The following is a 24,406-nucleotide window of genomic DNA, read 5'->3' as shown; positions in this document are numbered from 1 at the left end:
ACCGTGACCTGAAGGACCGGCTTACATCCCCTTTGCTACCGGAGGCGCCGATGTCCCATGTCCTCTCCGAGGAGACCCACCGCAACATACTGGCCCGCATCCCCCATTGCACCGGTCGTGAGGTCGCCGACTGGCTGCGCACCGTCGACGAAGGCCCCGCTCTCCGCTTCGAGGAGAAGGTCAGCTGGCTGCGCGCCGAGCACGACCTCGCGTACGGCCACGCCAAGGCGATCATCCACGAGTACGACCTGAGGAGGGCCGCGCGCAAACTCCTCTAGCGCGCACGCGACACACCACCCTACGGACACGGAGAAGGGCCCCGGGATCGGATCCCGGGGCCCTTCTCACTGTCTGGGTGGATCAGGTGGATCAGTCGCTGTTGAGGATCGAGAGGAGTCGCAGGAACTCCATGTAGATCCACACCAGCGTCAGCGTGAGGCCGAAGGCGGCGAGCCAGGCCTCCTCGCGCGGGGCGCCGTACGCGATGCCGTCCTCGACCTGCTTGAAGTCGAGGGCGAGGAAGCAGGCGCCGAGCAGGATGCCGATGACACCGAACACGATGCCGAGCGGACCGCTGCGGAAGCCGAGACCGTCGCCGCCGCCGAAGACGGTGAACAGCAGGTTCACGGCCATCAGCAGGACGAAGCCGAGCGCGGCGGCCATCACGAAGCCGTAGAAGCGGCGGTTGACGCGGATCCAGCCCGCCTTGTACGCCACGAGCACACCGGCGAAGACCGCCATGGTGCCCATCACCGCCTGGGCGACCACGCCGTCCGCGATGTACGTGGAGACCGCGCTGGAGATCACGCCGAGGAAGACGCCCTCGAGGGCGGCGTACGACAGGATCAGCGCGGGGGCCGCGCGGCGCTTGAACGACTGGATCAGGGCCAGCACCATGGCGACCAGACCGGCGCCGATGGCGATGCCGTACGACTTGCCGATGTTGGCCTCGTCGACGGGCAGCAGCACCCAGGACAGCACCGCGGTGACGACCACGGTGCCGAGCGTGGTCGCGGTGCGCGCGACGACGTCGTCCATGGTCATCCGGCCGGTGGCGGCCGGGGCCTGCGGCGGGGCGCCGTGCAGGTCCTGCTGGGCGTAAGGGTTCTGCGCGTACGGGTTGCCGGCCTGCTGGGCGTAGGGGTTGCCCTGCTGCGTGCCGACTGCGGGTCCCCCGGCCTGCGGCGCGGCGTTGAAGCCCGCGTAGCCGTTGTCGCGGCTGAACCCCCGTCGCGAGAAGACCGGGTTTCTGCTCCTCATTGCACTCCTCCGTGGCCACACTGCGCGGCCTTGAGCTCAAGGGTAATGGGTAGGCAAAGGATTGACCCTAGTGCTTGGGGAGGATCTTTCCCTCTTCCTGCTGGCCAACACGCTACGTGGCGTCGTGATTCCCGGCACAGGAGGGCCGTATTCATGACCGAGCCGCGACATGGCCGGTACCGCGCGGAGACCGGAGGGGCCGGGACGGGCCCCCGACGGGACCCGCTGTCCGATCACCCGAACGGGAACCCGGTGTACGCCTCGGCCAGGTCGGTCTCGGCGGCGCGGGAGGAGGCGATCCGCTCCAGCCGGGCCAGCTGGAGACGGTCCTCGAAGGGCGTGGCGTCAGGGGCGCGGTGCAGGAGGGTGGTCATGTCGTACGAGAACCGCTCGGCCTGCCACACGCGCCGCAGACAGGTCTCGGAGTAGGCGTCCAGGAGAGCGGTCGACCCGGTCTCCCCGCGGTGCGTGAGCGCCCGCGCGAAGGTGACGACGTCCCCGACGGCGAGGTTCAGCCCCTTGGCACCGGTCGGCGGCACGATGTGGGCCGCGTCCCCGGCGAGGAAGAGCCTGCCGTGCCGCATGGGCTCGTGCACGTAGGAGCGCATGGGGGTGACCGACTTCTGGGTGATCTCCCCGCGCGCCAGTTTCCAGTCGTCGTCGGTCTCGAAGCGGCGCTCCAGCTCGTCCCAGATCTCCTCGTCCCCCCACGCCTGCGCGTCCGTGCCCTCGGGCACCTGGAGGTAGAGGCGGGAGACGGACGGGGAGCGCATGGACAGCAGCGCGAAGCCGCGGTCGTGGCGGGCGTAGACGAGCTCGTCGTGCGAGGGCGGCACGTCGGCGAGGATGCCGAGCCAGCCGAAGGGGTACGTCCGCTCGAAGACACGGGTCGATGCGGCCGGGATCGCCTGCCGGGCGACACCCCAGAAGCCGTCGCAGCCCACGACCCAGTCGCACTCGAGGACGTCCTCGACGCCCTCGTGGCGGAAGCGGATCCGCGGGTGGTCGGTGTCGGCGTCCTCGACGGCCAGCGCCTCCGCCTCGAACAGCAGCGGGCCGCCGTCCGCGAGCTGGAGCGCGATGAGGTCCTTGCACACCTCGGTCTGCGCGTAGACCATCACCGACCGGCCGCCGGTGAGGGCGGGGAAGTCGACCCGGTGACGCTGCCTGGCGAACCGCAGCTCTATGCCGTCGTGGCGCAGCCCCACGCGGTCCATGCGCTCCCCGGCACCGGCCGCGCGCAGCACGTCCACGGTGCCCTGCTCCAGGATCCCGGCGCGCTGGCGCTGCTCGACGTAGGCCCGGTCGCGGCTCTCCAGCACGACGGAGTCGATGCCGGCGTTGTGCAGCAGACGGGCCAGGAGGAGGCCGGCGGGGCCGGCGCCGACGATGCCGACGGTGGTGCGCATCGGGCGTTTCCCTTCACTGTTCGCACAGTGAAGTTTTCTTCACTGCATTGGGACGTGAGTCTGCGCTCCTGTACACCGGGTGTCAACGGTCGAGACGTCGAGAGACATGGGCGAGGCACGGGCGACGAAGGGGCCGACCGCCGCGGCGGTCAATGCCTCGATCGAGGATGCAGCGATCGCCGAGACGTCGGAAGTGCCCAGAGCCGGACTTGAACCGGCACGCCCGCGAAGGGGCAGCGAGGTTTAAGCTCGCCGTGTCTGCATTCCACCATCTGGGCAGGCCTGACGGCTCCGTTGGAGCTTCCGACCCTATCGGGATCCGTCCCTCGAACAGCGGAACAGCGGACCGATGTTGTCTTATTTTATTGACGTCTGAGGGTGCATCAGCACCTGGAACTCGCCATCTGCACTTGCCAGTAGCCTCGCGCGTGGCAACCGCTTGCGTACGCGGAATGACGGAATTTCACCGTCCGAACGAGGTTGCTCCACCGGTTCTTGACGAGCCGGCCCTCAGGGACGGGCGTCATCCCCAGGTATGACACGGCGGTCCGCCGTCCGACCCGAGTCTGCCCTCGGAACCGGAACAGCGGGTGACTACAGGGCCGTCGGCGGCCAGGACGATGGTTCACGTCCCCAAGACTTGCCGTCGTCCCGTCAGGAGCCACGCCCGTGACCACCAGCCCCCTCGCCGAACGGACCACCGCCGTGGCCGCACGCGCCACGGACCTGTCGAAGATCTACGGACAGGGCGAGACCCAGGTGGTCGCTCTGGACCGGGTCTCGGTCGACTTCCGGCAGGCCGAGTTCACCGCGATCATGGGGCCGTCCGGCTCCGGCAAGTCCACGCTGATGCACTGCGTGGCGGGCCTCGACAGCTTCTCCTCCGGCTCGGTGCGCATCGGTGACACCGAGCTCGGCACGCTGAAGGACAAGCAGCTCACCAAGTTGCGCCGGGACAAGATCGGGTTCATCTTCCAGGCGTTCAACCTGCTGCCGACGCTGACGGCGATCGAGAACATCACGCTCCCGATGGACATCGCGGGGCGTAAGCCGGACAAGGAGTGGCTGGAAAAGGTCATCCGGATGGTGGGGCTCGCCGACCGGCTGAGCCACCGGCCCTCGCAGCTCTCCGGCGGTCAGCAGCAGCGGGTCGCCGTCGCCCGCGCCCTCGCCTCCCGGCCCGACATCATCTTCGGTGACGAGCCGACCGGAAACCTCGACTCGCGTTCGGGCGCCGAGGTGCTGGGCTTCCTGCGCAACTCGGTGCGGGAGCTGGGACAGACGGTGGTCATGGTGACCCACGACCCGGTGGCGGCGGCCTACGCGGACCGGGTGATCTTCCTGGCGGACGGGCGGATCGTCGACGAGGTGTACGGCCCGACGGCCGACTCGGTGCTCGACCGGATGAAGCAGTTCGACGCCAAGGGCCGCACCAGCTGATCCCCCACCGGGACCGACCGCTCGCCGACGAGCAGGACTGAGAAGAACCCATGTTCCGTACCGCCTTGCGCAACGTACTCGCGCACAAGGCCCGGCTCCTGATGACCGTGCTCGCCGTGATGCTCGGCGTGGCCTTCGTGTCGGGGACCCTGGTCTTCACCAACACCCTTTCCGGCGCCCTGCAGAAGAGCTCCGCCAAGGGCTTCGACCAGGTCGACGTCGCCGTCACCGCCGAGGTCCAGGACGACGTCGGCGACCGCATCGTCAAGACGCCCGAGCTGACCCAGGCGCTGCTGGAGCAGAGCGCGAAGGTGCCGGGCGCCGCGTCCGCCATCGGCGTCGTCAACGGCTTCACCGCCATCGCCGACAAGGACGGCAAGCTCGTCGGCGGCGGCTTCCAGTCCCAGGGCGGCAACTACTGGGGTGCCAAGGACGCCCGGTACCCGCTCACCACCGGGCACGCGCCGAGCGGCGCCGACGAGGTCGCCATCGACTCCCGGACGGCCGAGCGGGCCGGGTACAAGGTCGGCGACACCGTACGGATCTCCGTCGACGGCCCCGTCCTCGCCCCGAGGATCACCGGCATCTTCACCACCGACGACGGCAACGTCGCGGCCGGCGGCAGCCTCGCCCTGTTCGACACGGCGACCGCGCAGACGCTCTTCGGCAAGACCGGCACCTACGACGAGATCGACGTCCGGGCCGCCGCCGGGACCTCGCAGAGCGCCCTGAAGTCCGCGCTGGACAGCGCCCTGCCCAAGGACCGGGTCGAGACCGTCACCGGCAAGCAACTCGCCGACGACCAGGCGGAGATGATCGCCGCCTCGATGAGCGGGATGAAGCAGGGACTGCTGGTCTTCGCCGGGATCGCGCTGTTCGTCGGCACCTTCATCATCGCCAACACCTTCACCATGCTGGTCGCCCAGCGCACCAAGGAACTCGCCCTGATGCGGGCCGTAGGCGCCTCCCGCCGGCAGGTCACGCGGTCGGTGCTGATCGAGGCGTTCGTCGTCGGCACGGTCGCCGGGGTGACCGGTCTGATCGCCGGTGTCGGCATCGGGGCCGGGCTGCGCTCGCTGCTGGGGACGCTCGGGGCGACCGTCCCCGACGGACCGCTCGTCGTCTCGGGCGGCACGGTCGCCGCCGCCCTCGTCGTCGGCGTCGTCATCACCATGCTGGCGGCCTGGCTGCCCGGCCGCCGGGCCGCGAAGATCCCGCCGGTCGCCGCGATGAGCAGTGTGCACGCCACCGCGAGCACCAAGTCGCTGGTGCTGCGCAACACGCTGGGCGCGCTGTTCTCGGCGGCGGGCGTCGCCGTGGTCCTGGCCGCGACGACGATGAGCGGCTCGGACGGCCAGGCCCCGATGGGTCTCGGCGCGGTCCTGCTCATCATCGGCGTCTTCATCCTGACCCCGCTGCTGTCCCGTCCGCTGATAGGGGCCGCCGCGCCCGTCCTGCGGATCTTCGGGGTGTCCGGCAAGCTGGCCCGGCAGAACTCGGTGCGCAACCCGCGCCGTACGGCGGCCACGGCCTCCGCGCTGATGATCGGTCTGACCCTGATCACCGGTATGACGGTGATGGCGGGCAGCCTGCAGAAGTCCATCGACAAGATGGCGTCCTCCGCGATCCGGGCCGACTACGTCGTGTCGATGGCGAACGGCAACGAACTCTCGGCCGACATCGACGAGAAGCTGAAGGCCACCGACGGGGTCACCGCCACCAGCCCGATGCGCAACGCGCCCGGCCGGATCGACGGCACGACCGAGTACCTCACCGGCGTCACCGGCTCCACCATCGGCGGGCTGACCGACCTCAAGGTCGAGGACGGCTCCTTCAAGGTGGGCGGCGGGCAGGTCGTCGTCGACGACGCCACCGCCGAGTCCCACGGCTGGAAGGCCGGCTCGTCCTTCACGGTGAACTACGAGGACGGCAAGAAGCAGCAGCTGACGGTCTCCGGGGTCTACGAGGGCAACGAGCTGATCGAGGGCATCCTGCTGGACAACGCCGCCCTCACCCCGCACCTGGCCGAGCCGGCCGACATGCGGGTCATGGTCAAGACGTCCGGCGGCACCTCGGACGCCACGAAGGACCGGCTGGAGAAGGCCCTCGGCGCCAACCCGGCCATCAAGGTCCAGAGCAAGCAGGACCTCTCCGACGAGGTCGCGAAGATGTTCACGCTGATGCTGAACATGCTCTACGGGCTGCTCGCGATGGCCGTGATCGTCGCGGTCCTCGGTGTCATCAACACCCTCGCGATGTCGGTCTTCGAGCGGTCCCAGGAGATCGGCATGCTGCGGGCCATCGGCCTGGACCGGCGCTCGGTCAAGCGGATGGTCCGGCTGGAGTCCCTGGTGATCTCGCTCTTCGGCGGGGTGCTCGGCATCGGCCTGGGCGTGTTCTTCGGCTGGGCCGCCGGTGAGCTGCTCGGCACCAGCATGCCGACGTACGAACTGGTCGTGCCGTGGGCCCGGATGGCCGTGTTCCTGCTGCTGGCCGCCGGGGTGGGCATCCTGGCCGCGCTGTGGCCGGCCCGGCGGGCGTCGCGCCTGAACATGCTGGCCGCGATCAAGTCCGAGTAGGACAGGACCGGTTCGGGGCCCCGTCGCGCGCTGCGGCGGGGCCCCTCGTGCGTCGGGCGGCCCTCAGTTCCAGGTGCGGGCGCGCAGCGGCATCCCGGAGTCGCCCGACCCGGGGGTCCGCACGGCCAGGACCTGGTTGACGCCGATCTGGTTGCGTTCGAAGGCGACGGCGGAGGCGGCCATGTAGAGCCGCCAGACCCGGGCCCGACCGGGGCTGGTCAGGTGGACGGCCCGGTCCCAGCCGGCCTCCAGCCGGGCGACCCAGCGGCGCAGGGTGAGGGCGTAGTGCTCGCGGATCGACTCGACGTCACGGACCTCGAAGCCCGCGCGTTCGAGCTGGCCGACCGTGGTGCCGACGGGGGCGAGCTCGCCGTCCGGGAAGACATAGGCGTCGATGAACGAGTCCACGCCGTACGCCGACTCGTCGCGCTGCGGACGGCGGGCGATCTGGTGGTTGAGCAGCCGGCCGCCGGGCCGGAGCAGCGCGAACAGGACCTGCGCGTACTCCAGGTACTTCTCGGAGCCGACGTGTTCCGCCATACCGATGGAGGAGACCGCGTCGAACGGCCCGTCGGTGACGTCCCGATAGTCCTGGACGCGGATCTCGACCTTGTCGGTGAGCCCGGCGTCGGCGACGCGCTTGCGGGCGAACGCCGCCTGCTCCTGGGAGAGGGTGATCCCGACGACCGTCGCGCCGTGCTCGCGGGCCGCGTGGATGGCGAGGGAGCCCCAGCCGCAGCCGACATCCAGCAGCCGCGACCCCGCTCTCAGGTCCAGCTTGCGGCAGACGAGTTCGAGCTTGTCGCGCTGGGCGAGTTCGAGGGTGCTGTCCCCGGACTCCCAGTAGGCGCACGAGTAGACCATGGACGGGCCGAGGACGAGCGCGTAGAAGTCGTTGCCGACGTCGTAGTGGTGGCTGATGGCGCGTCGGTCGGTGCGCCGGGTGTGGAGGTGTCCCGTCCGGCGGACCTCTTCACGCGGCGGGGCGGGCGGCAGCGGCGGTCCGGCGAGTTGCAGCAAGCCGCGCACCGCCGCACGGAAGTCCGGGTCGCGCAGGGCCCGGCCGAGCGTACGGGCGTCCTCGCCGCGCTGCCAGATCAGGCCGGAGAGCAGATCGAGAGCGGTGTACAGGTCGCCCTCGACGGCCAGGTCGCCGGACACCCAGGCGCGGGCGAGGCCGAGTTCACCGGGCTTGAAGAGGAGCCGGCGCAGGGCCCGGCGATTGCGTACCACCAGGGTCGGCGCGTCAGGCGGGCCCGCCTGCGAACCGTCCCAGGCGCGGACGCGCACCGGGAAGGGGGCTCCCAGCAACTGTTCGACGAGGGCATGGAGCCGCGGCGCGGCGTCAGCCATGATGCACACCTCCGTGACGGGTGATCCCGCAATGTCCTGACACCACGTAAACACGGAAGAGCGCGCCGTCCAGTCCCGCGCGGCCGTCACGGCTCGGCAAAATACATGTATGTAACACGTGCCGCCCGGCGGTGGGACGGACACACGCCGAAGGGGCCGTCCGCACCACGGATGGCGGACGGCCCCTTCGGGGGTGTTTCGGTGACCGTCGGCCCGGAGGCCGGAGGTCGGGTGATCTGAGGTCAGGTGACCGAAGTCGGATGACCGGAGGTCGGGTGACCGAGGGTCAGGAGGCCTTGGCCTTCTCGTTCTCGGTCTTCTCGGCGGCCGGCTTCGCGGCGACCGGCGCCGGCTTCGCGGCCTCGTAGAACTCCTCGCGCGGGGACTCCAGCGCACCCAGCGCCACGACCTCGCGCTTGAGGAACATGCCGAGCGTCCAGTCGGCGAAGACACGGATCTTACGGTTCCACGTCGGCATCGCCATGCCGTGGTAGCCGCGGTGCATGTACCAGGCGAGACGGCCCTTGACCTTGATCTTCATCTTGCCCATGACGATCATCGCGACGCCCTTGTGGAGGCCGAGGCCCGCCACCGCACCCTTGTTGGAGTGCGAGTACTCCTTCTGCGGGAAGCCCCGCATACCGGAGATCACGTTGTCGCCGAGGACCTTGGCCTGCCGCAGCGCGTGCTGCGCGTTCGGCGGGCACCAGGCGTTCTCGACGCCGGCCTTGCGGGCGGCGACGTCCGGGACCTGGGCGTTGTCGCCGGCGGCCCAGATGTAGTCGGTGCCCTGGACCTGGAGGGTCGGGGCCGTGTCGACGTGACCGCGGGGGCCCAGCGGCAGGCCGTAACGGGCCAGCACCGGGTTGGGCTTGACGCCGGCCGTCCACACGATGGTGTTGGAGTCGACCTCGAGGCCGTTCTTCAGCACCACGTGGCCGTCGACGCAGGAGTCCATGGAGGTGGAGAGGTAGATCTCCACACCGCGGCCCTCGAGGTGCTCCTTGCCGTACTGGCCCAGCTTGGGGCCGACCTCGGGAAGGATCTTGTCGGCGGCGTCGACGAGGATGAAGCGCATGTCCTCGCGGGACACCGTCTTGTAGTACTTGGCCGCGTCCCGGGCCAGGTCCTCGACCTCACCGATGGTCTCCGCACCGGCGAAACCGCCGCCGATGAAGACGAAGGTGAGCGCCTTGCGGCGGATCTCCTCGTCGGTCGTGGAGTCGGCCTTGTCGAGCTGCTCGAGGACGTGGTTGCGCAGGCCGATGGCCTCCTCGACACCCTTCATACCGATGCCCTGTTCGGCGAGGCCGGGGATCGGGAAGGTGCGGGAGACCGCGCCGAGCGCGATCACCAGGTAGTCGAAGGGCAGCTCGTACGCCTCGCCTACCAGCGGCGCGATCGTGGCGACCTTGCGGTCCTGGTCGATGGTGGTGACCCGGCCGGTGAGGACCTCCGCCTTGGGCAGCACGCGTCGCAGCGGGACGACGACGTGGCGCGGGGAGATGTTGCCGGCGGCGGTTTCGGGGAGGAAGGGCTGGTAGGTCATGTACGACCGGGGGTCGACGACCGTGACGGTCGCCTCGCCGTAGCGCATCTTCTTCATGATGCGCCGAGCTGCGTACAGGCCTACGTACCCACCGCCTACTACGAGGATCCTGGGACGCTCCGTGGTGCTCATGCCATCGAGTATCCACCCGCTCGAGGGGGGTCGCTCGTGCGCCCCTTCACAAGCTTCCTGGGGGTGTGTGCTATCCTCCGCGGCCCGCGTGATCCACGTCATGGCGCGGAGCGGGAACCAGCGTGTAGGGCATGGCGTTGTCAATGCCGCGTGAGCTGCCTCTCCGGGCTCGGAAGGGCTCCGTGAGGGCCGCCGGAGACACCCTTTCCGGACCTCCGCGATACGTCCGCGCACGCCTCTTTTGAACACGTTCACAGGGGTGTTGGGCCCCCGGAAGGGTCAACGGAGACGCCTCCGTCCTCCGACTGGGCCGAATTCCTTGTGAAGAACTTCACGAACTTTCCCGAAGGGGTGCCTCCGGAACGCGTCCGAGGGGCCACGAAGGGCCCCTCGGGTCTGCTCATACGCGCATCCTGCCTGCTCAGCAGAGTGCAAGTAGCGGGTCCGCCGGGCTCACGCGATCGACCAGGCGATGCCGTCGAGGATGTCGTGCTCGCTCACGACGACCTCCTGAGCGCCGATCCGCTCCATGATCGCCAGCAGGACGAGCGCGCCCGCCGCGATCACGTCCACCCGGCCCGGGTGCATCGCCCGGTGCGCCGCGCGCTGTTCGTGGGTGGCCCGGAGAAGGTCGTCGCTGATGCTTCTGACCCGGTCGATACCGATCCGCGCATGGTGGATCTTCGTGGAGTCGTACGCGTCCAGCCCCAGAGCGATCGCCGCGACCGTCGTCACCGAGCCGGCCAGGCCGACCAGGGTGTGCGCCTCGCGCAGCGGGACCGTCCGCTCGGCGAGGTCGAGGGCGGCCTCGATGTCGGCGCGCATCGCGGCGATCTGCCCGGCGGTGGGCGGGTCGGTGACCTTCCCGTCCACGACCAGGTGCCGCTCCGTCATCCGTACGCAGCCCACGTCGACGGAGCGCGCGGCACGCACCCGGTTGTCGCCGACCACGAACTCGGTCGAGCCGCCGCCGATGTCCACCACCAGGAACGGCTCGGCCAGGTCGGCACGCCCGTCGAGTTCCCTCGTGGCGCCGGTGAAGGAGAACTCGGCCTCCTGGTCGCCGGTGATGACCTCGGGCTCGACGCCGAGGATGTCCAGCACCCCGCGCACGAACTCGTCCCGGTTCTCCGCGTCCCGGGAGGCGGAGGTGGCGACGAAGCGCAGCCGCTGCGCGCCGTACTCCTTGATGGCGGCCGCGTACTCCCGGCAGGCCGCGAAGGTCCGCTCCAGCGCCTCGGGGGCGAGCCGTCCGGTGCGGTCGACGCCCTGGCCGAGACGGACGATCGTCATCCGGCGGTCCAGGTCGACCAGCTCGCCGGTCTCCGGGTCGGCGTCGGCGACGAGGAGGCGGATCGAGTTCGTACCGCAGTCGACGGCGGCGACCCGGGTCACCGGGCGGCCGCCTTCGCGTCGTCCCGCTCGACCGGCGCCACACACGTGCCCTTGCGCCACCACTGCGGGAGCATCTCCAGAGCCTCGTCGCCGAGGGGGTTCACGCCCGGGCCGGCCGCCAGGGAGTGCGCGACGAGCACATGCAGGCACTTCACCCGGTCCGGCATGCCGCCCGCGCTGGGGAAGTTCTTCAGTTCCTCGATCTCGTCCCGGCGCCGGATGTAGTCCTCGTGCGCGGCACGGTAGGCGGCGGCCAGCTCCGGGTCGGCCTGGAGCCGCTCCGTCATCTCCTTCATCACGCCGTTCGCCTCGAGCGTGCCGATGGCCGAGTTGGCCTTCGGGCACGTCAGGTAGTACAGCGTCGGGAAGGGCGTGCCGTCGGGCAGGCGGGGGGCCGTCTCCACGACGTCCGGCTCACCGCACGGGCAGCGGTGCGCGATCGCGCGCAGACCGCGCGGCGGCCGTCCGAGCTGCTGCTTGAAGGCCTCGACGTCCGCGTCGGTGGGCTCGGTGCGCGGGGTGGTCGGCGGGGGCGTTTCCATGCCTGTCTTTCTATCGGTTCTGGCCGGCGGCTCCGGCCACCGGCTCTGAGTACCGGCTCCGGGTACTGGTTCCGGGTACCGGCTCCGGCTGCCGGCTCCGGCTGCCTGTTGGCTGCCGGTCGGTTCACTGGTCGGAGGCGTCGGACTTGTCGACGCCGTCCCAGACGTTCGCGTACCAGGGGCGGTCGGTCGCCCCGAGGTCGGCACGGGACTGCCTGGCCGCGTCCGGATCGATCACGACGAACCCGGTCTCCCCCGGCAGCACGTAGTGCAGCCGCTGCCGGATCTGCTGCTCGGCGTAGGCGTCGTCCTGCCAGCGCGCCTTGAGGTCGCGCAGCTGCTCGACGCGTTCGCTGGCCTGCTGCTTCTCGCGCTCCAGATCGGCGATCTCGGCGCGCTGCGAGACGTACTGGCGCATCGGGTAGGCCAGGGCCACGATCAGCGTGCACAGGACGAGCGCGAGGAGCGCGGCGCGGCCGGTGAGCCGGGAGCGGCGGGCCTGGCGCTTGGTCTGGGAGCGGTAGACCCGGGCCGCGGTCTGCTCGCCGAGCAGCTTGATCCTGGTCGCGGTGGAGAAACGGTCCCGGTCCTTCACGGCCACTGCTTCCCGCCTCCCGTCTCACACGTACGTACGTCCCCGCACACGGTACGGGACCGGTACGGGGACGTACGTACGACTGGCGGAGCCTTGACCCGGTTAGGTCGGGCGCGGCGTCAGCCCTTGCTGTGCGCGAGGTCCGCGGAGCGGACGTGCGGGAAGGTTCAGCCCTTGAAGCGCGGGAAGGCGGAGCGGCCGGCGTACACCGCGGCGTCGTCGAGGATCTCCTCGATGCGCAGCAGCTGGTTGTACTTGGCGACGCGGTCCGAGCGGGCCGGGGCGCCGGTCTTGATCTGACCGCAGTTCACCGCGACCGCGAGGTCGGCGATGGTGACGTCCTCGGTCTCGCCGGAGCGGTGGGACATCATGCACTTGAAGCCGTTGCGCTGGGCCATCTCGACGGCGTCCAGGGTCTCGGTCAGCGAACCGATCTGGTTGACCTTGACGAGCAGGGCGTTGGCGGAGCCCTCCTCGATGCCGCGGGCCAGACGCTCGGGGTTGGTGACGAAGAGGTCGTCGCCGACGATCTGGACCTTGTCGCCCAGCTTGTCGGTGATGACCTTCCAGCCGGCCCAGTCGTCCTCGTACAGCGGGTCCTCGATGGAGACGAGCGGGTACGCGGAGACGAGCTCCTCGTAGTACTCGGTCATCTCGGCGGCCGAGCGGGACTTGCCCTCGAACTCGTACTTGCCGTCCTTGTAGAACTCGGACGCGGCGACGTCGAGCGCGAGCGCGATCTGCTCGCCGGGGACGTAACCGGCCTGCTTGATGGCCTCGATGATGAGGTCGAGCGCGGCGCGGTTGGACTCCAGGTTCGGGGCGAAGCCGCCCTCGTCGCCGAGGCCGGTGGACAGGCCCTTGGTCTTCAGCACCTTCTTGAGGGTGTGGTAGACCTCGGCACCCCAGCGCAGGGCCTCGGAGAAGGACTCCGCGCCGATCGGGGCGATCATGAACTCCTGGATGTCCACGTTGGAGTCGGCGTGCGAGCCGCCGTTCAGGATGTTCATCATCGGCACCGGCAGCAGGTGCGCGTTGGGGCCGCCCAGGTAGCGGAACAGCGGCAGGTCGCTGGCCTCGGAGGCGGCGTGCGCGACGGCGAGCGAGACGCCGAGGATGGCGTTGGCGCCGAGCGAGCCCTTGTTGTCGGTGGCGTCCAGGTCGAACATGGCCTGGTCGATCAGGCGCTGCTCGGTGGCGTCGTAGCCGACGAGCTCCGGGCCGATCTGCTCGATGACGGCGAGGACGGCCTTCTCGACACCCTTGCCGAGGTAGCGGTTGGGGTCACCGTCGCGGAGCTCGATGGCCTCGAAGGCACCGGTGGAGGCGCCGGACGGAACGGCGGCACGACCCGTGCTGCCGTCGTCGAGGCCGACCTCGACCTCGACCGTGGGGTTGCCTCGGGAGTCCAGGATTTCCCGGGCTACGACGACGTCGATGGACGGCACGAGCATCTCCTTCTTGGGATGTGACGCTGGTTGTGCGGGGCCCAGGGGCCTTGATGAGCCCTTGCTGAGCCTTGCGACTAGAGCCTAACCGCCCCGGGACCGTCGGCAGCCGACCGACCGTCCCGTGGACAGACAGACGGTACCTATTGTTTCCGCCCGGAACAAAGGGGGTGGCCGAGAAAAGCCGACAGGAAGTGACGAACGGGCAAAGAGAAACCCCGCTCCGGTGCGTACGGGGGAACACGCACCGGAGCGGGGGGCCCGTGGGGACGGGGGGTGACCCTCACGAGGTCTTCAGTGTGCCGACCTCGCATATGAGGGCGCTGTGGCTTCTCTGGGGGCCAGGTGTCACTTCAGGCGAAGTGACACATCGGGCGCGGTGTCACTTCAGGTGGAGCTGCTGGCCCGGGTAGATCAGGTCGGCGTCGGTGACGATGTCCTTGTTCAGCTCGAACAGCTTCGCCCAGCCGCCCTTGACCTTGTGCTTCTCGGCGATGGAGCTGAGGGTGTCGCCCTTGACGACCTTGTACTCGCCGTCACCCTTCTTGACCTTCTTGCCGGTCGGGGTGGTGACCGTCTTGGAGGCGGCCGGGCGGTCGGTCGAGCGGGAGGCGCTCTGCTCCTCGGTCGAGCGGCTGCTGGTGCTGCCGCTGTTCGACGAGCCGGAGGAACCGGAGGAGCTGGACGAGCCGGAGCTCGAGGAGTCGGCGCTCGAGCCGTTGTAGGCGGCGCCGGACAGGCCGGTGCCGCAGACCGGCCAGGCACCCTTGCCCTGACCGGCGAGGACCTTCTCGCCGATGGCTATCTGCTGGGACTTGGAGGCCTGGTCGGCGGTGGAGGCGTAGGCGGTGCCGCCGTACGCGGCCCAGGTGGACGCCGAGAACTGCAGACCGCCGTAGTAGCCGTTGCCGGTGTTGATGGACCAGTTGCCGCCGGCCTCGCACTGGGCGACCGCGTCCCACTCGGAGGCGGTGGCGGCGGAGGCGTTGCCGGCCGCCATCAGCGGGGCGGCGATGGCGACGCCGGTGACGCCGGCGAGCGTGGCGACGCGGGTCGCCTTGGAGGGACGGCGGTGCTTGCCCTTGGCGGAAAACAGCATGGTGGATCCCCTCACCGACGCCTGCGAGGTGAGCTGTCGGGTTCGGGCCGTGTGAGTTGCCCGGCCACTTCCTCGCCCGTCGGAGCACTGCTCCGTGGGAGGTGTGGCTTCACCCCAAGCCGTTCCGGTCAACCGACCGGTCCGGCACTTACCTTGGGTCCCCCGCTCCTGCCTACGGCGCTTGACGCGACGACTGTTCCCGGGTCGTCGCTGGCAGGATTCGGCGTTGCGACGGCCGGGGCCCGGGTTGCCGAGCGGCCTCGACCGTAGACACGCGATCGGCGGAATTTCAAAGACGATCAGGGCTTCTGAGACTCATCCCACACTTTCACCAAACCGGACATTCGGCGCGAAGCGTGACGCGAACTCCCGCTGTTTTTCTTGGGCTTTGCGCCCTATTCCACCCCTGTGTCGAGGGTCTGACCGGCGGCGATGTTGCTCGGGTCGACACCGATGAGGTCCCTGTTCTCGGCGTAGAGGGCGCGCCATCCGCCGTCGAGGCCAAGGGAGTCGGCGATGGACGCGAGGGAGTCGCCCTCCTGGACGACATAGGTGGCCGCGGCATGCCGCCCGGCGGAGGCGGCGGTGGTGCCGTCCACGCCGGCGTCGGTCGCACTCTTGGTCGCGGCCTCGTCGGCGGTGGCACCGCGGTGCTTGCCCGAGCCGAGGGAGCCGGTGTCGACCAGGCTCCAAGAACCTTCATCCTGTACATATTTGTCCGACTCGTCCGTACCCGGGGTCGCCGTGGTCGAGCCGTCGCCCGTCGAGCCGTCGCTCCGGCCGCCGGAACCACCGGACGTACCGGAGTCGTCCGTGGCGGCGGAGGAAGAGGACGAAGGGGAGGAAGCGGACGCGGAAGGCGAACTGGAGGAATCGGTGGACGAGTCGGACGATCCGGTCGAGGAGTCCTCGTCGGCCGTGGAACCCGAGGAGCCCGAGGATCCGGACAACCCCCGGGACAGGTCGGACAATCCGGAAGAACCAGATGAGTCGGACGAGCCGGAAGAATCGTCCGCCACGCCGGTGTCCACGTTCAGCGCGCCGTTCTCCTGGGTGAGCCCGGAGGTCAGCCCGCAGGTGCCCCACGCGCCGATCCCCTCGGCCGCGAGCACCTTCTGCGCGACGGCGATCTGCTGGCTGCGGCTGGCCAGGTCGGGACTGGTCGCGTAGTCGAGGCCGCCGTGCGCCACCCAGTCCTTCTGGGTGAGGCTCAGGCCGCCGTACTCGCCACCACCCTCGTCGGCGCTCCACGAGCCGCCGGTCTCGCACTGCGCCACCTTGTCCCACACCGTGCCGTCCGCCGCACTCGCGCCGGAGGCGGCGAGCAGCGGGATGGCGATGGCGGAGCCCGTCACTCCGGCCGCGACAAGGAGGGCCGGGGCCTGGCGGGGGCGACGGTGACGACCGTTCCCGGAGAGCATGCGAGGGGCCTTTCTCTGGACAGCACTGACCGGCGCGGCGGGTGAAATCGATGCGTCGCGCTGACGAGAGAACGTATCGGCAGACGATCACTTGTCACAAGTTAATGCCGCGCAGATCACGTGAAGATCACAGACTTGAGTGTTGGTCACCTTTACTCCGCCGAACGGTCACACTCCGGCTGACATCCGATCAGACGCGGATCGCTTATGGGCCGGAATGCACCGGAGTGAACTCGACCGGCAAAGTCCGCAGCCCGCGCATGATGAGCCCGCCACGCCATCTCAACTCGTCCGGATCCACGGCCAGTCGGAGATCGGGCAGCCGGGTGAGCAGGGTGGCCAGCGCGGCCTGGCCCTCCAGCCGGGCCAGCGGGGCTCCCAGGCAGTAGTGGATGCCGTGGCCGTAGCCGAGGTGCTGGTTGTCACGGCGGGACAGATCGAGGGTGTCGGGGTCCGAGAAGCGCGCCGGATCACGGTCGGCGGCCGCCAGCACCACGAGCACGGGGTCGCCCGGCGCGATGTCCTGGCCGCCGATGCGCAGCGGCTCGGTCGCGAACCGCCAGGTGGCGAGTTCCACGGGGCCGTCGTAGCGCAGGAGTTCCTCGACGCCCGTCTCGAGCAGACCGCGGTCGCCTTCGTCCTCGGTGAGCGACCGCTGGAGGCGTGCGCGCTGCTCGGGGTGGGTGAGGAGGGCGTAGGTGCCGTTGCCGATGAGATTGACGGTCGTCTCGAAGCCCGCGAACAGCAGGATGAAGGCCATGGCGGCGGCCTCGTTCTCGGTGAGGTGCTCGCCGTGGTCCGAGGCACGGATCAGACCCGAGATGAGGTCCTCGCCGGGAGCCGGGTCGGCGGGAAGCTCCGCGCGCTTGCGGTGGATGAGCTCCAGCAGATAACCGCGCATCTTCTTCACCGACCGCGCGACACCGCCCCGCGGGCCCCCGCCGTGCCGGATCATCATCCCCGCCCAGTCGCGGAAGTCGTCCTGGTCCTCACGGGGGACGCCCAGGAGGTCGCAGATCGCGTAGATGGGGAGAGGGAAGGCGAAATCGTGGATGAGGTCGGCCTTCCCCTCGGCGGCGAACCGGTCGATGAGCTGATCCGTCAGCTCCTGGACCCGGGGCGCGAACTCGGCGACCCGGCGCGGGGTGAAGGCCTTGCTGACGAGCCGTCGCAGCCGGGTGTGGTCCGGCGGGTCGATGTTGAGCAGATGCGTCATCAGCTCGGCCTTGCGCTCACCGGGGATGCCGGTCTTGCCCTTGGCGTGCGCCGGTTCGTCGTGGTGCGCCGGGTTCTTGGAGAGCCGCTGGTCGGCGAGGGCCTGTTTCGCGTCGGCGTACCGGGTGACCAGCCAGGCCTCGACCCCACTGGGCAGGACGGTGCGGTGCACGGGCGCGTGCTCGCGCAGCCAGGCGTAGGCGGGGTAGGGGTCGGTCGCGAACTCCCAGGTGAAGAGTTCGGGAGCGGTGCGGTCCGGGTTGTCTGTGTCGGGCTGCTCGGTCACTCCCTGACCGTAGCGGTGTCCTCGCCGCGCTCCGCGAGGGCCTTCCGCGCGGCGGGGTGCCCCATGTCGGCGGCCTTGCGGTACCAGAGGAGGGCTTCGGCGGGGTTGTCCTGCTTCTCGAGGAGCAGGGCGAGCCGGTAGGCGGCGTAGGCGTCGCCCTGGGCGTGGCCCTGCTCGTATCCCTGGCGGGCCTCGTCCGGGACCCCCGTCTTCTCCACCACGGCGGCCCTGTGCGTGGCGTCCAGCCTGCCGTCGCCGGCGAAGTAGTCCGCGGCGTCGTCCAGGCTCTGCCGCGGCTTGCGGAGGTCGGCCAGCAACTCCGCGGCCCCCTCGTCACCGTCGGCGGCGGCGCGGGCCAGCAGTACCTCGGCGGCTTCCTCCTCGTGACTCAGCAGGAAGGACACGGCCGCGCTCCGGGCGACGGGGGCGTATCCCGCCATCTCGGCATTGATGTAGTGGTCCATCGCCTCGCCGAGGTCGCCACGCCCCAGCAGCAGGTCCCCCAGTCGGTGTGTCGCCGCCATGTCGGCGTCGGCCACCGCCTTGCGCAGCCACTGCTCGGCCAGCGCCAGGTGTGCCTCCCCGACCAGTCGCGCCTGCGGACCATCGGGCTTCGCCTCGGCCGCCGCCCGCAGATACGGCAGCGCCTCCTCCGCCTCCCCCTGCCCGAGCAGCCGCTCGCCGACCTGCCCCGCCAGCTCCGTCTTCCCCGCGTCCACGGCCCTGCGCAGCCAGTCCAGCGCCGTCGCCTCGTTCTCGGAGAGCAGGCTCAGCATGTGCATCGCCCCGGCGTCACCGTCCCGCGCCCCGGCCGAGAAGACGACGTGGGCGGTCGCCCGGACGTTCAGGTGCACCCCGGTGTCGTACTTCGTCCCCTCCAGCGCGCAGCGCCAGACGGCCTCCGGGACCGCCCTCGCGCCCTCCCGCTCCGCGTCGGCGACCAGCGAGCCGTACGGCCGCCAGGTCTCCTCGCTCTCCCCCACCCGGAGCGGCGCTCCCGGTACCAGCATCCCGGTGACCCCGTGCAGCGGCCGGACGGCCCAGTCGACGGCTTCCTGGAACGACTCCGTGTCCGGACGCCCCGCCGGCCGACCCGCCCGGTAGCTCCGGCACGCATCCTCCAGCAGCCGACGGGGGATGTCCCCGGTGACGCCGCAGCGGGCGAGATCCGTCGCGGCCCGGATCAGCAGGTACCCGTACGGATAGCGGCTGTTGGAGCGCGCGGCCCGCTGCCACTGGGCCCGGAGTTCCACGCCGATGGCCAGGTACTGGGTGACGCTGGTGGCGCCGCGCCGGTCGAGGGCCTCGCCGAGCCGGTCGTCGCGCAGGCCGGTCAGCCGCTCGACCTCCTGCTCGCTCCACCCCGCGCCCACCCGCTCCGACCGTGCCAGCGCCGTCAGGCGGAACGCGGGTCCGCCTTCGAAGCGGTGCGTGTCGTAGGCGTCGTCGCCCATGGTGGCCACCACCGGGACCCCGAGCGTCCTCAGCTCGGCCAGCAGGGGCACCGTCAGGCCGTGCTCGCCGAGGTGGCCCTCCAACTCGTCCAGCCAGAGCACGTACGCGCCGCCCCGGCCGCGCAGCAGGGCGGGCAGTCCGCGCAGGTCCGTGCCGGGAGCCGGCGCGTACACCCGGGTCCCCGGGTCCGTCTCGCGGACCACGGCCGCCCAGGCCGTCCTCGACTTGCCGGTGAGCGGCCCGCCCGTGATCACCAGCAGACTGTCCCGCGCGGTCCAGTCCCGCAGCGTCTCGTCGATGTCACGGGGCACGTACGGCGGCAGGCCCGGATCCGCCCAGCGCCGCCCGGCGGGCCGAACGCCCATCGTCACCAGGTCGGCATCCTCCACCGTGGGCCAGCCGACGGGGTCGGGCACCACGAAGACGCCGGGCGGCGCGGCATAGGTGTGCTGGTTCAGAACGCCCACGACAGGGCCGTGGTAGTTGCCCCCGTAGTAGCCGACGGTGTCACCGGACGAGGCCGGGGCAGCGGGCTCGGAGGGCTGGGCAGTGGGATCGGCGTGCTGGGGAGTGGGATCGGGCAGCCGGGGAGTCTGCTCGAAGCGGTCGATCAGCTCGAACAGCTCGGTGAGCGCTCCTTCCCTCCCGGACAGGAGCCAGGCCTCGATGTACCGGCCCTCGACCTCGACGAGCGTCGCCTCGGAGCCGTCGGAGCCGTCGGAGCCGTCGGAGCCGTCGAGCGGAGAGGTGATCTGTGCCGGAACCGAGCCGGCTCCCCCGTGTCGCACGAACCACTCGACGAACGCCTGCCGGATCTCCTCCCGGTTCTCCGACAGCAGCCCCCGGTTGAGCACCCCCGCGGCCCAGGCCGCCAGCTCCTCCGACTCCCGTTCCATACAAGCCCCCGCACCCCACGAACCGGATCAGGAGCTCACCGTACTAACCATCGACCCCCTCGACACCCCGGATCGCGTCCCGGTACGCCCGGGCCGCCGCGCGCAGGGCCGCCTCCGGGTCGACGCCCTCCGATTCGGCTCGTGCCGCCAGGGCCAGCAGTTCGTAGCCGATGCCCTCGGCCGTCGGCAGCGGTACCTCCAGCCGTGCCGTGCGGACCCGGGACACCAGCTTCGCCGCGAGGGCCAGGCCGGGCTGGTGGAGGGGGACGCCGTCCGTCACCGACTCCCGCCGCTTCTCCGCCGCCTTCGTGCGCAGCCAGTGCTCCTTCACTTCCTCCGGGGTGGTGGCCGTGGCGTCGCCGAAGACATGGGGGTGGCGGTGGATGAGCTTGGCGACGATCGTGCCCGCGACATCGTCGACGGAGAACGGGGACTCCTCGTCCTCCTCGGCGATGCGGGCGTGGAAGACGACCTGGAGCAGGACATCGCCCAGTTCCTCGCGGAGTTCGTCGTGGTCGCCGTCCTCGATCGCCTCGACCAGTTCGTACGACTCCTCGACCGCGTACTTCGCCAGGCCCTTGTGGGTCTGCTGGGAGGACCACGGGCATTCGGCGCGGATCCGGTCCATGACCTGGACGAGGTCGAGGAGCCGGGCGCCGGGGAGGTCGTAGGAGGCGGGGAGCAGTTCCAGGTCGGGCATGGACACGCGGCCGGAGCCGGCCAGGCGGGCCAGGCCGTCGGTGAGGGCCGGTTCGCCCTCGCCGGTGGCCACGACCACGACCGTGCGGCCGTCGGCGCAGGCGGCGAGCAGCTCCTCGGCGGTCGGCGAGGTCTCCTCGACGGTGACGCCCGCGTCCCGCAGATAGGGCAGCTGCGGATGCGCGCCGTCCGCGCACAGCACCCGGTCCGCCGTGCGCAGGGCCTGCCAGGCGGGCCAGGACAGCAGGCCGGGGGCGACGCGGTGGCTGGTGGTGAGCAGGACGACGCGGCCGGCGGCGTCGGCCGTGGTGTGGGCAGCGGCGGAGCTGATGGCGTTCACACCCCGAACGTAACCCACGCCCGTCAGCGGCCCCGCGAGTTATCCACAGGAAGGACCGCCCGATCGTACGATCACATGGTCACGTCGTCTGCTGCGTCCCGGCCGCCGAGATCTCCCGTACCCAGGGCGTCTTCGCGTCGACGCGGGCGACCTTCTGCGCGTCCCAGTTCCCGTAGCGCGGGTTGAGATCCACGTCGAGTGCCTTGGACGCCTTGGACAGCGCGTTCCAGAAGGCGGGCTGGCTGGTGTTCGTGCCGAGTTCGGTGGCGAGTTTCTGGGCCTCCAGCTGGAGGCGGAGGTTCTCGTCGAGACGCTGCGGCGGAATGCCGTACTGCTGGAGCCACGCCGTCTCCAGGCCCTTCGCGCCGCCCGCCTGCTGCTCCAGGCCGGCCCGCATCTCCTGGACCTCCCGGCGGCTGACGGTGATGCCCGCGTCCTCGGCGGCGCGGTGCAGCACCTTGTCGAGGACCATGCCGTGCAGAGTGTCGCGGGCGAGGGAGCCGGTCTGGGCGACGGCCTGCGCGTACTGGGCGTCGTCGGTGACCGCGGCCCGCTGGGCCGTGCGCACCTCGTTCACCCGGCTCTCCAGTTGCGCGACGGTGATCCGCTGGTCACCGACGACGGCCGCCGCGCCGGGATGCGCGTCGTTCCCGCAGGCGGCGAGGAGAGGGGCCGCCACGATCGCGGCGGACAGCAGGAGCGCGGTGCGACGACGGCGGTGCAAGGGAAACCTCCCGAGGAGATTGTGCGACGGTGCACAAAGTCTTGCGGTGATCGATGTTAGGCAGTGGGACGGCTGGGGCCAACCCATTCGACCAACGATTCACCAGGACTTCGGGCACCGCCGCGCCCGCTCGTCGCCCGCTCTTCGGTGCGAGGGCTCAGCCCCCCGCGCGCGGGGCACCCCTCACGAGGACGATCCGGTTCAGCCGACGATGGCGACCGGGGCGTCCCACGCGTCGCGGTCCACGGTGATCGTGTAGCCGCCGCGGGTCTCCTTGCTGTTCACCATGTACTGGTGGCCACGGCTGTGGCCGGTGTACTGGGTGGCACCCCACGGCCAGTCGGTGATCGTGGTGTCCTTCTTGTCCCACAGGGCGTACCAGAGGTTGCCCGGCAGGTCCGTCTTGTTCGTCGCGGTGGCGACGGCCTTGGCGCTGGAACTGCTGAAGCCGTAGTAGCCGGCCCGGTACGTCTTGGCGCGCAGCGTCTTGGTGAAGGAGCGCACATACGTCAGCACGGCGTCGTTGCACGCCTTGTCGGTGATGTCGTAGGGCTCCATGTCGAGGTAGACCGGGCTGCCGGCCTTCATACCGAGCGCCGAGGCCTTGGCGACCGCGTCCGCGCCGTCGGTCGCGCCGAGGGAGGCCGCCGTGGCGGCGGTGAGCTTCTCGGGGCTGGAGCCGGTCTGGCAGGACGGCTGGGCGCCCACGTAGATCGGGATCAGCTTCCAGCCGGCCGTGTTGACCGACTTCACCCAGGAGGCGGTCAGGTTGGGCTGCGCGCAGCCGCGGTTCTTGCCGCCGACGTAGACCGCGGCGCCCCCGTAGTAGCCGTCGGTCTTCCAGGCCTTCATCGCGGCCAGCGAGGGCGCGGTGCAGGCGTCGAAGGCACGGCCGGTGTACGTCTTCTGGGCGGGCCAGGTGGTGGCCGCCATCGAGGTCTGCGCCGCTATCCCGGCCCCCGCGAGGACGGCCGCGCCGGCCACACCCCACGTGATGTATCTGCGCTTTCTGGACTGCCGGTGCTCGGCCATCCCCACCCCATCGTTCGTCTTCCGCGTACGGCGCTGTCGCCGCGTACGGTCGTGTTCCTGCTGAAGTCCCCTGATTCGGTGCGACGATACGGCCTCGGCTCGACGTCCAGCACCTGAACGGAACGCACGGTAACCCGCGGCCTGTCACCGGTCGGGAAACGCAGGGCCCCCATAGGCACAAGATTCACTCATGTCACAGTAAAGAAGCGATGCCCTGCGGCGGCCTGTCCGTGTCCTACCCTTGGCCCCTGGTGACTTGGGGGGCGACATGACGATGCCGACGATGCCGACCGGGGCGGGCGCGGAGAGACAGCTGACGGCCGGCTGGTTCCAGCGGCTTGCCTGGGTGGCCCTGGTCTGGGGCTCGCTGGGCTTCCTGGTGTGGGTGCCCTTCCTGTACGTGGCGACCCGCCGGGGCCTCTCCTCGGACTGGGTGGCCTTCGGCTCCTTCGCGCTCTACGAGTGCGCGATCCTGCCGTGGGCGGTGATCACGCCCGACGGCGACGGGGACGCCCTCTTCGGCATCGCCATACTGGTGACCCTGCTGACGGCGACGGTGCTGCTGCTGTCCGCGGTGTTCGACAAGAAGATCCCGGCCGCCCAGCCTGCGTACGGAGCGGCCATGGCCCCTCAGGGCCAGCCGTATCAGCAGGGGTATCCGTACGGGCGGTAGCCGCCGCGCGCCGGGGGCCTCCTCGGGTGCGGCACCACCTCAAAGCGGGTGCCGCATCCACACGTTGGGCTCGACGTACACCGCGTAGTCCCGCTCCGGCTCACACCGCACGGGGACCAGCGCGCCGGGCACCTCGACGTCGCCCTGCGTGTCGAAGGGCAGCCCGGTCCAGCGACGCCACTCGGCCAGCGAGCCCGCCACCGTCATCGACGCCGGCGCGACCCGCTCGATGCTCGCGCCCGCCCGGGCGTGCACCCGCAGCCACGGGTCGTACGGCAGCCCGTCCTCCCGCACCCGGTGCGCGTACTCCTCGATCGCAGTGCGCGGCTCGAGGTGCTTGGCGTTCGGCCGGACCGGGGCCACGACCTCGGTGAAGCCCTTCGCCCGGGCACTGTCCCGCATCGCCGCGAGCATCCGCCCGGACAGGCCGAGGCCCTGCGCGTGCGGGGCGATGACGATCGAGATCGCGCTCACCGTGTCGGGCCGCGCCCCGCTCCGCTGATCGGCGAAGGCCCAGACGAGCACCTGGTCCCAGCCCCGGGCGGGCAGCCCGCCCCGGCCGTCGGCGTGCAGGGCGAACGGCACGCTGTAGGCATGGGCGACGACCTGCCCCCGCTCGTCCTGCGCGAACAGCACGTACTCCGGGAACTCGACGGGGATCCGGCCGTAGTGCGCGTTGCCCACCGGGTCCTGGGTCGCGAACTCCGGCCAGGTGTCGGGCATGTCCTGGACCGGACCGAGCATGTCGGGGCGGTCGGCGAGGCTGGACACCTTCCATTCCATACGGTCACGGTAGGCGAGGAGCCGAGCGGACGGGACTGGATTTCGGCGGCCTCGGCGGCCTCAGGCTCTCCGGGGACTTCA

Annotated in this window: 20 protein-coding genes, 1 tRNA gene and 1 riboswitch; of the genes, 4 read left to right on the top strand and 17 right to left on the bottom strand. The window is 70.5% G+C overall.

The window, feature by feature from the left end; translation table 11 throughout:
• The first annotated feature begins 50 nt into the window (after positions 1–50).
• Positions 51–278 carry a DUF4287 domain-containing protein gene (locus OG933_RS25855; RefSeq protein WP_314224892.1) on the top strand — a complete coding sequence of 76 codons (228 nt, stop codon included), beginning with the start codon at positions 51–53 and terminating at the stop codon, positions 276–278.
• A 91-nt stretch (positions 279–369) separates the two neighbouring features.
• On the opposite strand, the gene OG933_RS25850 is transcribed toward OG933_RS25855, so the two are convergent.
• From OG933_RS25850 to OG933_RS25840, 3 genes are all read right to left on the bottom strand, one after another.
• Complete coding sequence (locus OG933_RS25850; protein ID WP_362523794.1) at positions 370–1,260, bottom strand: Bax inhibitor-1/YccA family protein; 891 nt, start codon at positions 1,258–1,260, stop codon at positions 370–372.
• A 233-nt stretch (positions 1,261–1,493) separates the two neighbouring features.
• Positions 1,494–2,669: a 4-hydroxybenzoate 3-monooxygenase gene (locus OG933_RS25845; RefSeq protein ID WP_405629105.1), complete on the bottom strand. Its 1,176-nt coding sequence runs from the start codon at positions 2,667–2,669 to the stop codon at positions 1,494–1,496.
• A 194-nt stretch (positions 2,670–2,863) separates the two neighbouring features.
• Positions 2,864–2,947, bottom strand: a tRNA-Leu gene (locus OG933_RS25840).
• Between the two features lie 391 nt (positions 2,948–3,338).
• On the opposite strand from OG933_RS25840, the gene OG933_RS25835 reads away from it, so the two are divergent.
• Positions 3,339–4,109, top strand: a complete 771-nt coding sequence (locus OG933_RS25835; RefSeq protein WP_267022737.1) for an ABC transporter ATP-binding protein — start codon at positions 3,339–3,341, stop codon at positions 4,107–4,109.
• A 50-nt stretch (positions 4,110–4,159) separates the two neighbouring features.
• Complete coding sequence (locus OG933_RS25830; RefSeq protein ID WP_362523788.1) at positions 4,160–6,688, top strand: ABC transporter permease; 2,529 nt, start codon at positions 4,160–4,162, stop codon at positions 6,686–6,688.
• 63 nt (positions 6,689–6,751) lie between these two features.
• On the opposite strand, the gene OG933_RS25825 is transcribed toward OG933_RS25830, so the two are convergent.
• From OG933_RS25825 to OG933_RS25765, 13 genes are all read right to left on the bottom strand, one after another.
• The gene (locus tag OG933_RS25825) at positions 6,752–8,041 is read right to left on the bottom strand and encodes a cyclopropane-fatty-acyl-phospholipid synthase family protein (protein WP_362523786.1); all 1,290 of its coding nucleotides are present in this window, start codon (positions 8,039–8,041) and stop codon (positions 6,752–6,754) included.
• 286 nt (positions 8,042–8,327) lie between these two features.
• Positions 8,328–9,722, bottom strand: a complete 1,395-nt coding sequence (locus OG933_RS25820; RefSeq protein ID WP_142264676.1) for an NAD(P)/FAD-dependent oxidoreductase — start codon at positions 9,720–9,722, stop codon at positions 8,328–8,330.
• 453 nt (positions 9,723–10,175) lie between these two features.
• The gene (locus OG933_RS25815; RefSeq protein ID WP_405629104.1) at positions 10,176–11,117 is read right to left on the bottom strand and encodes an exopolyphosphatase; all 942 of its coding nucleotides are present in this window, start codon (positions 11,115–11,117) and stop codon (positions 10,176–10,178) included.
• The gene (locus OG933_RS25810) at positions 11,114–11,659 is read right to left on the bottom strand and encodes a DUF501 domain-containing protein (protein ID WP_020128480.1); all 546 of its coding nucleotides are present in this window, start codon (positions 11,657–11,659) and stop codon (positions 11,114–11,116) included. Before OG933_RS25810 ends, OG933_RS25815 begins: the two co-directional genes overlap by 4 nt.
• Before the next feature lie 124 nt (positions 11,660–11,783).
• A complete protein-coding gene (locus OG933_RS25805) occupies positions 11,784–12,260 on the bottom strand; it encodes a septum formation initiator family protein (protein WP_362265259.1) in 477 nt (158 codons plus the stop codon).
• Positions 12,261–12,421: 161 nt separating this feature from the next.
• Positions 12,422–13,708 carry a phosphopyruvate hydratase gene (gene eno, locus OG933_RS25800; protein ID WP_054244161.1) on the bottom strand — a complete coding sequence of 429 codons (1,287 nt, stop codon included), beginning with the start codon at positions 13,706–13,708 and terminating at the stop codon, positions 12,422–12,424.
• Positions 13,709–14,084: 376 nt separating this feature from the next.
• Positions 14,085–14,801 (bottom strand): transglycosylase family protein, encoded by a 717-nt coding sequence (locus OG933_RS25795; protein WP_362523780.1) that lies wholly within the window; start codon positions 14,799–14,801, stop codon positions 14,085–14,087.
• A 3-nt stretch (positions 14,802–14,804) separates the two neighbouring features.
• Positions 14,805–14,991: riboswitch (cyclic di-AMP (ydaO/yuaA leader) on the bottom strand.
• 205 nt (positions 14,992–15,196) lie between these two features.
• Entirely contained in the window at positions 15,197–16,222 is a 1,026-nt protein-coding gene (locus OG933_RS25790) for a transglycosylase family protein (RefSeq protein ID WP_362523778.1), read from the bottom strand.
• 205 nt (positions 16,223–16,427) lie between these two features.
• Complete coding sequence (locus OG933_RS25785) at positions 16,428–17,723, bottom strand: cytochrome P450 (protein ID WP_362523776.1); 1,296 nt, start codon at positions 17,721–17,723, stop codon at positions 16,428–16,430.
• A complete protein-coding gene (locus tag OG933_RS25780) occupies positions 17,720–20,074 on the bottom strand; it encodes a hypothetical protein (RefSeq protein WP_405629101.1) in 2,355 nt (784 codons plus the stop codon). The genes OG933_RS25785 and OG933_RS25780 overlap by 4 nt, the downstream gene beginning before the upstream one ends.
• Before the next feature lie 43 nt (positions 20,075–20,117).
• Positions 20,118–21,113: a nucleoside triphosphate pyrophosphohydrolase gene (locus OG933_RS25775; protein ID WP_362523772.1), complete on the bottom strand. Its 996-nt coding sequence runs from the start codon at positions 21,111–21,113 to the stop codon at positions 20,118–20,120.
• A 79-nt stretch (positions 21,114–21,192) separates the two neighbouring features.
• Positions 21,193–21,837, bottom strand: coding sequence for a SurA N-terminal domain-containing protein (locus tag OG933_RS25770; protein ID WP_142264683.1), 645 nt, complete (start codon positions 21,835–21,837; stop codon positions 21,193–21,195).
• A 201-nt stretch (positions 21,838–22,038) separates the two neighbouring features.
• Positions 22,039–22,869, bottom strand: coding sequence for a glycoside hydrolase domain-containing protein (locus OG933_RS25765; RefSeq protein WP_405629100.1), 831 nt, complete (start codon positions 22,867–22,869; stop codon positions 22,039–22,041).
• Between the two features lie 268 nt (positions 22,870–23,137).
• On the opposite strand from OG933_RS25765, the gene OG933_RS25760 reads away from it, so the two are divergent.
• A complete protein-coding gene (locus OG933_RS25760; RefSeq protein ID WP_054244154.1) occupies positions 23,138–23,542 on the top strand; it encodes a hypothetical protein in 405 nt (134 codons plus the stop codon).
• A 39-nt stretch (positions 23,543–23,581) separates the two neighbouring features.
• On the opposite strand, the gene OG933_RS25755 is transcribed toward OG933_RS25760, so the two are convergent.
• Positions 23,582–24,325 carry an N-acetyltransferase gene (locus OG933_RS25755; protein ID WP_393823253.1) on the bottom strand — a complete coding sequence of 248 codons (744 nt, stop codon included), beginning with the start codon at positions 24,323–24,325 and terminating at the stop codon, positions 23,582–23,584.
• Between the last annotated feature and the right edge of the window lie 81 nt (positions 24,326–24,406).

It is taken from the genome of Streptomyces sp. NBC_00016 (assembly GCF_045040885.1).
GTDB classification, from domain to species: domain Bacteria; phylum Actinomycetota; class Actinomycetes; order Streptomycetales; family Streptomycetaceae; genus Streptomyces; species Streptomyces coriariae.
This window is presented reverse-complemented; position numbering and strand designations above follow the sequence as displayed.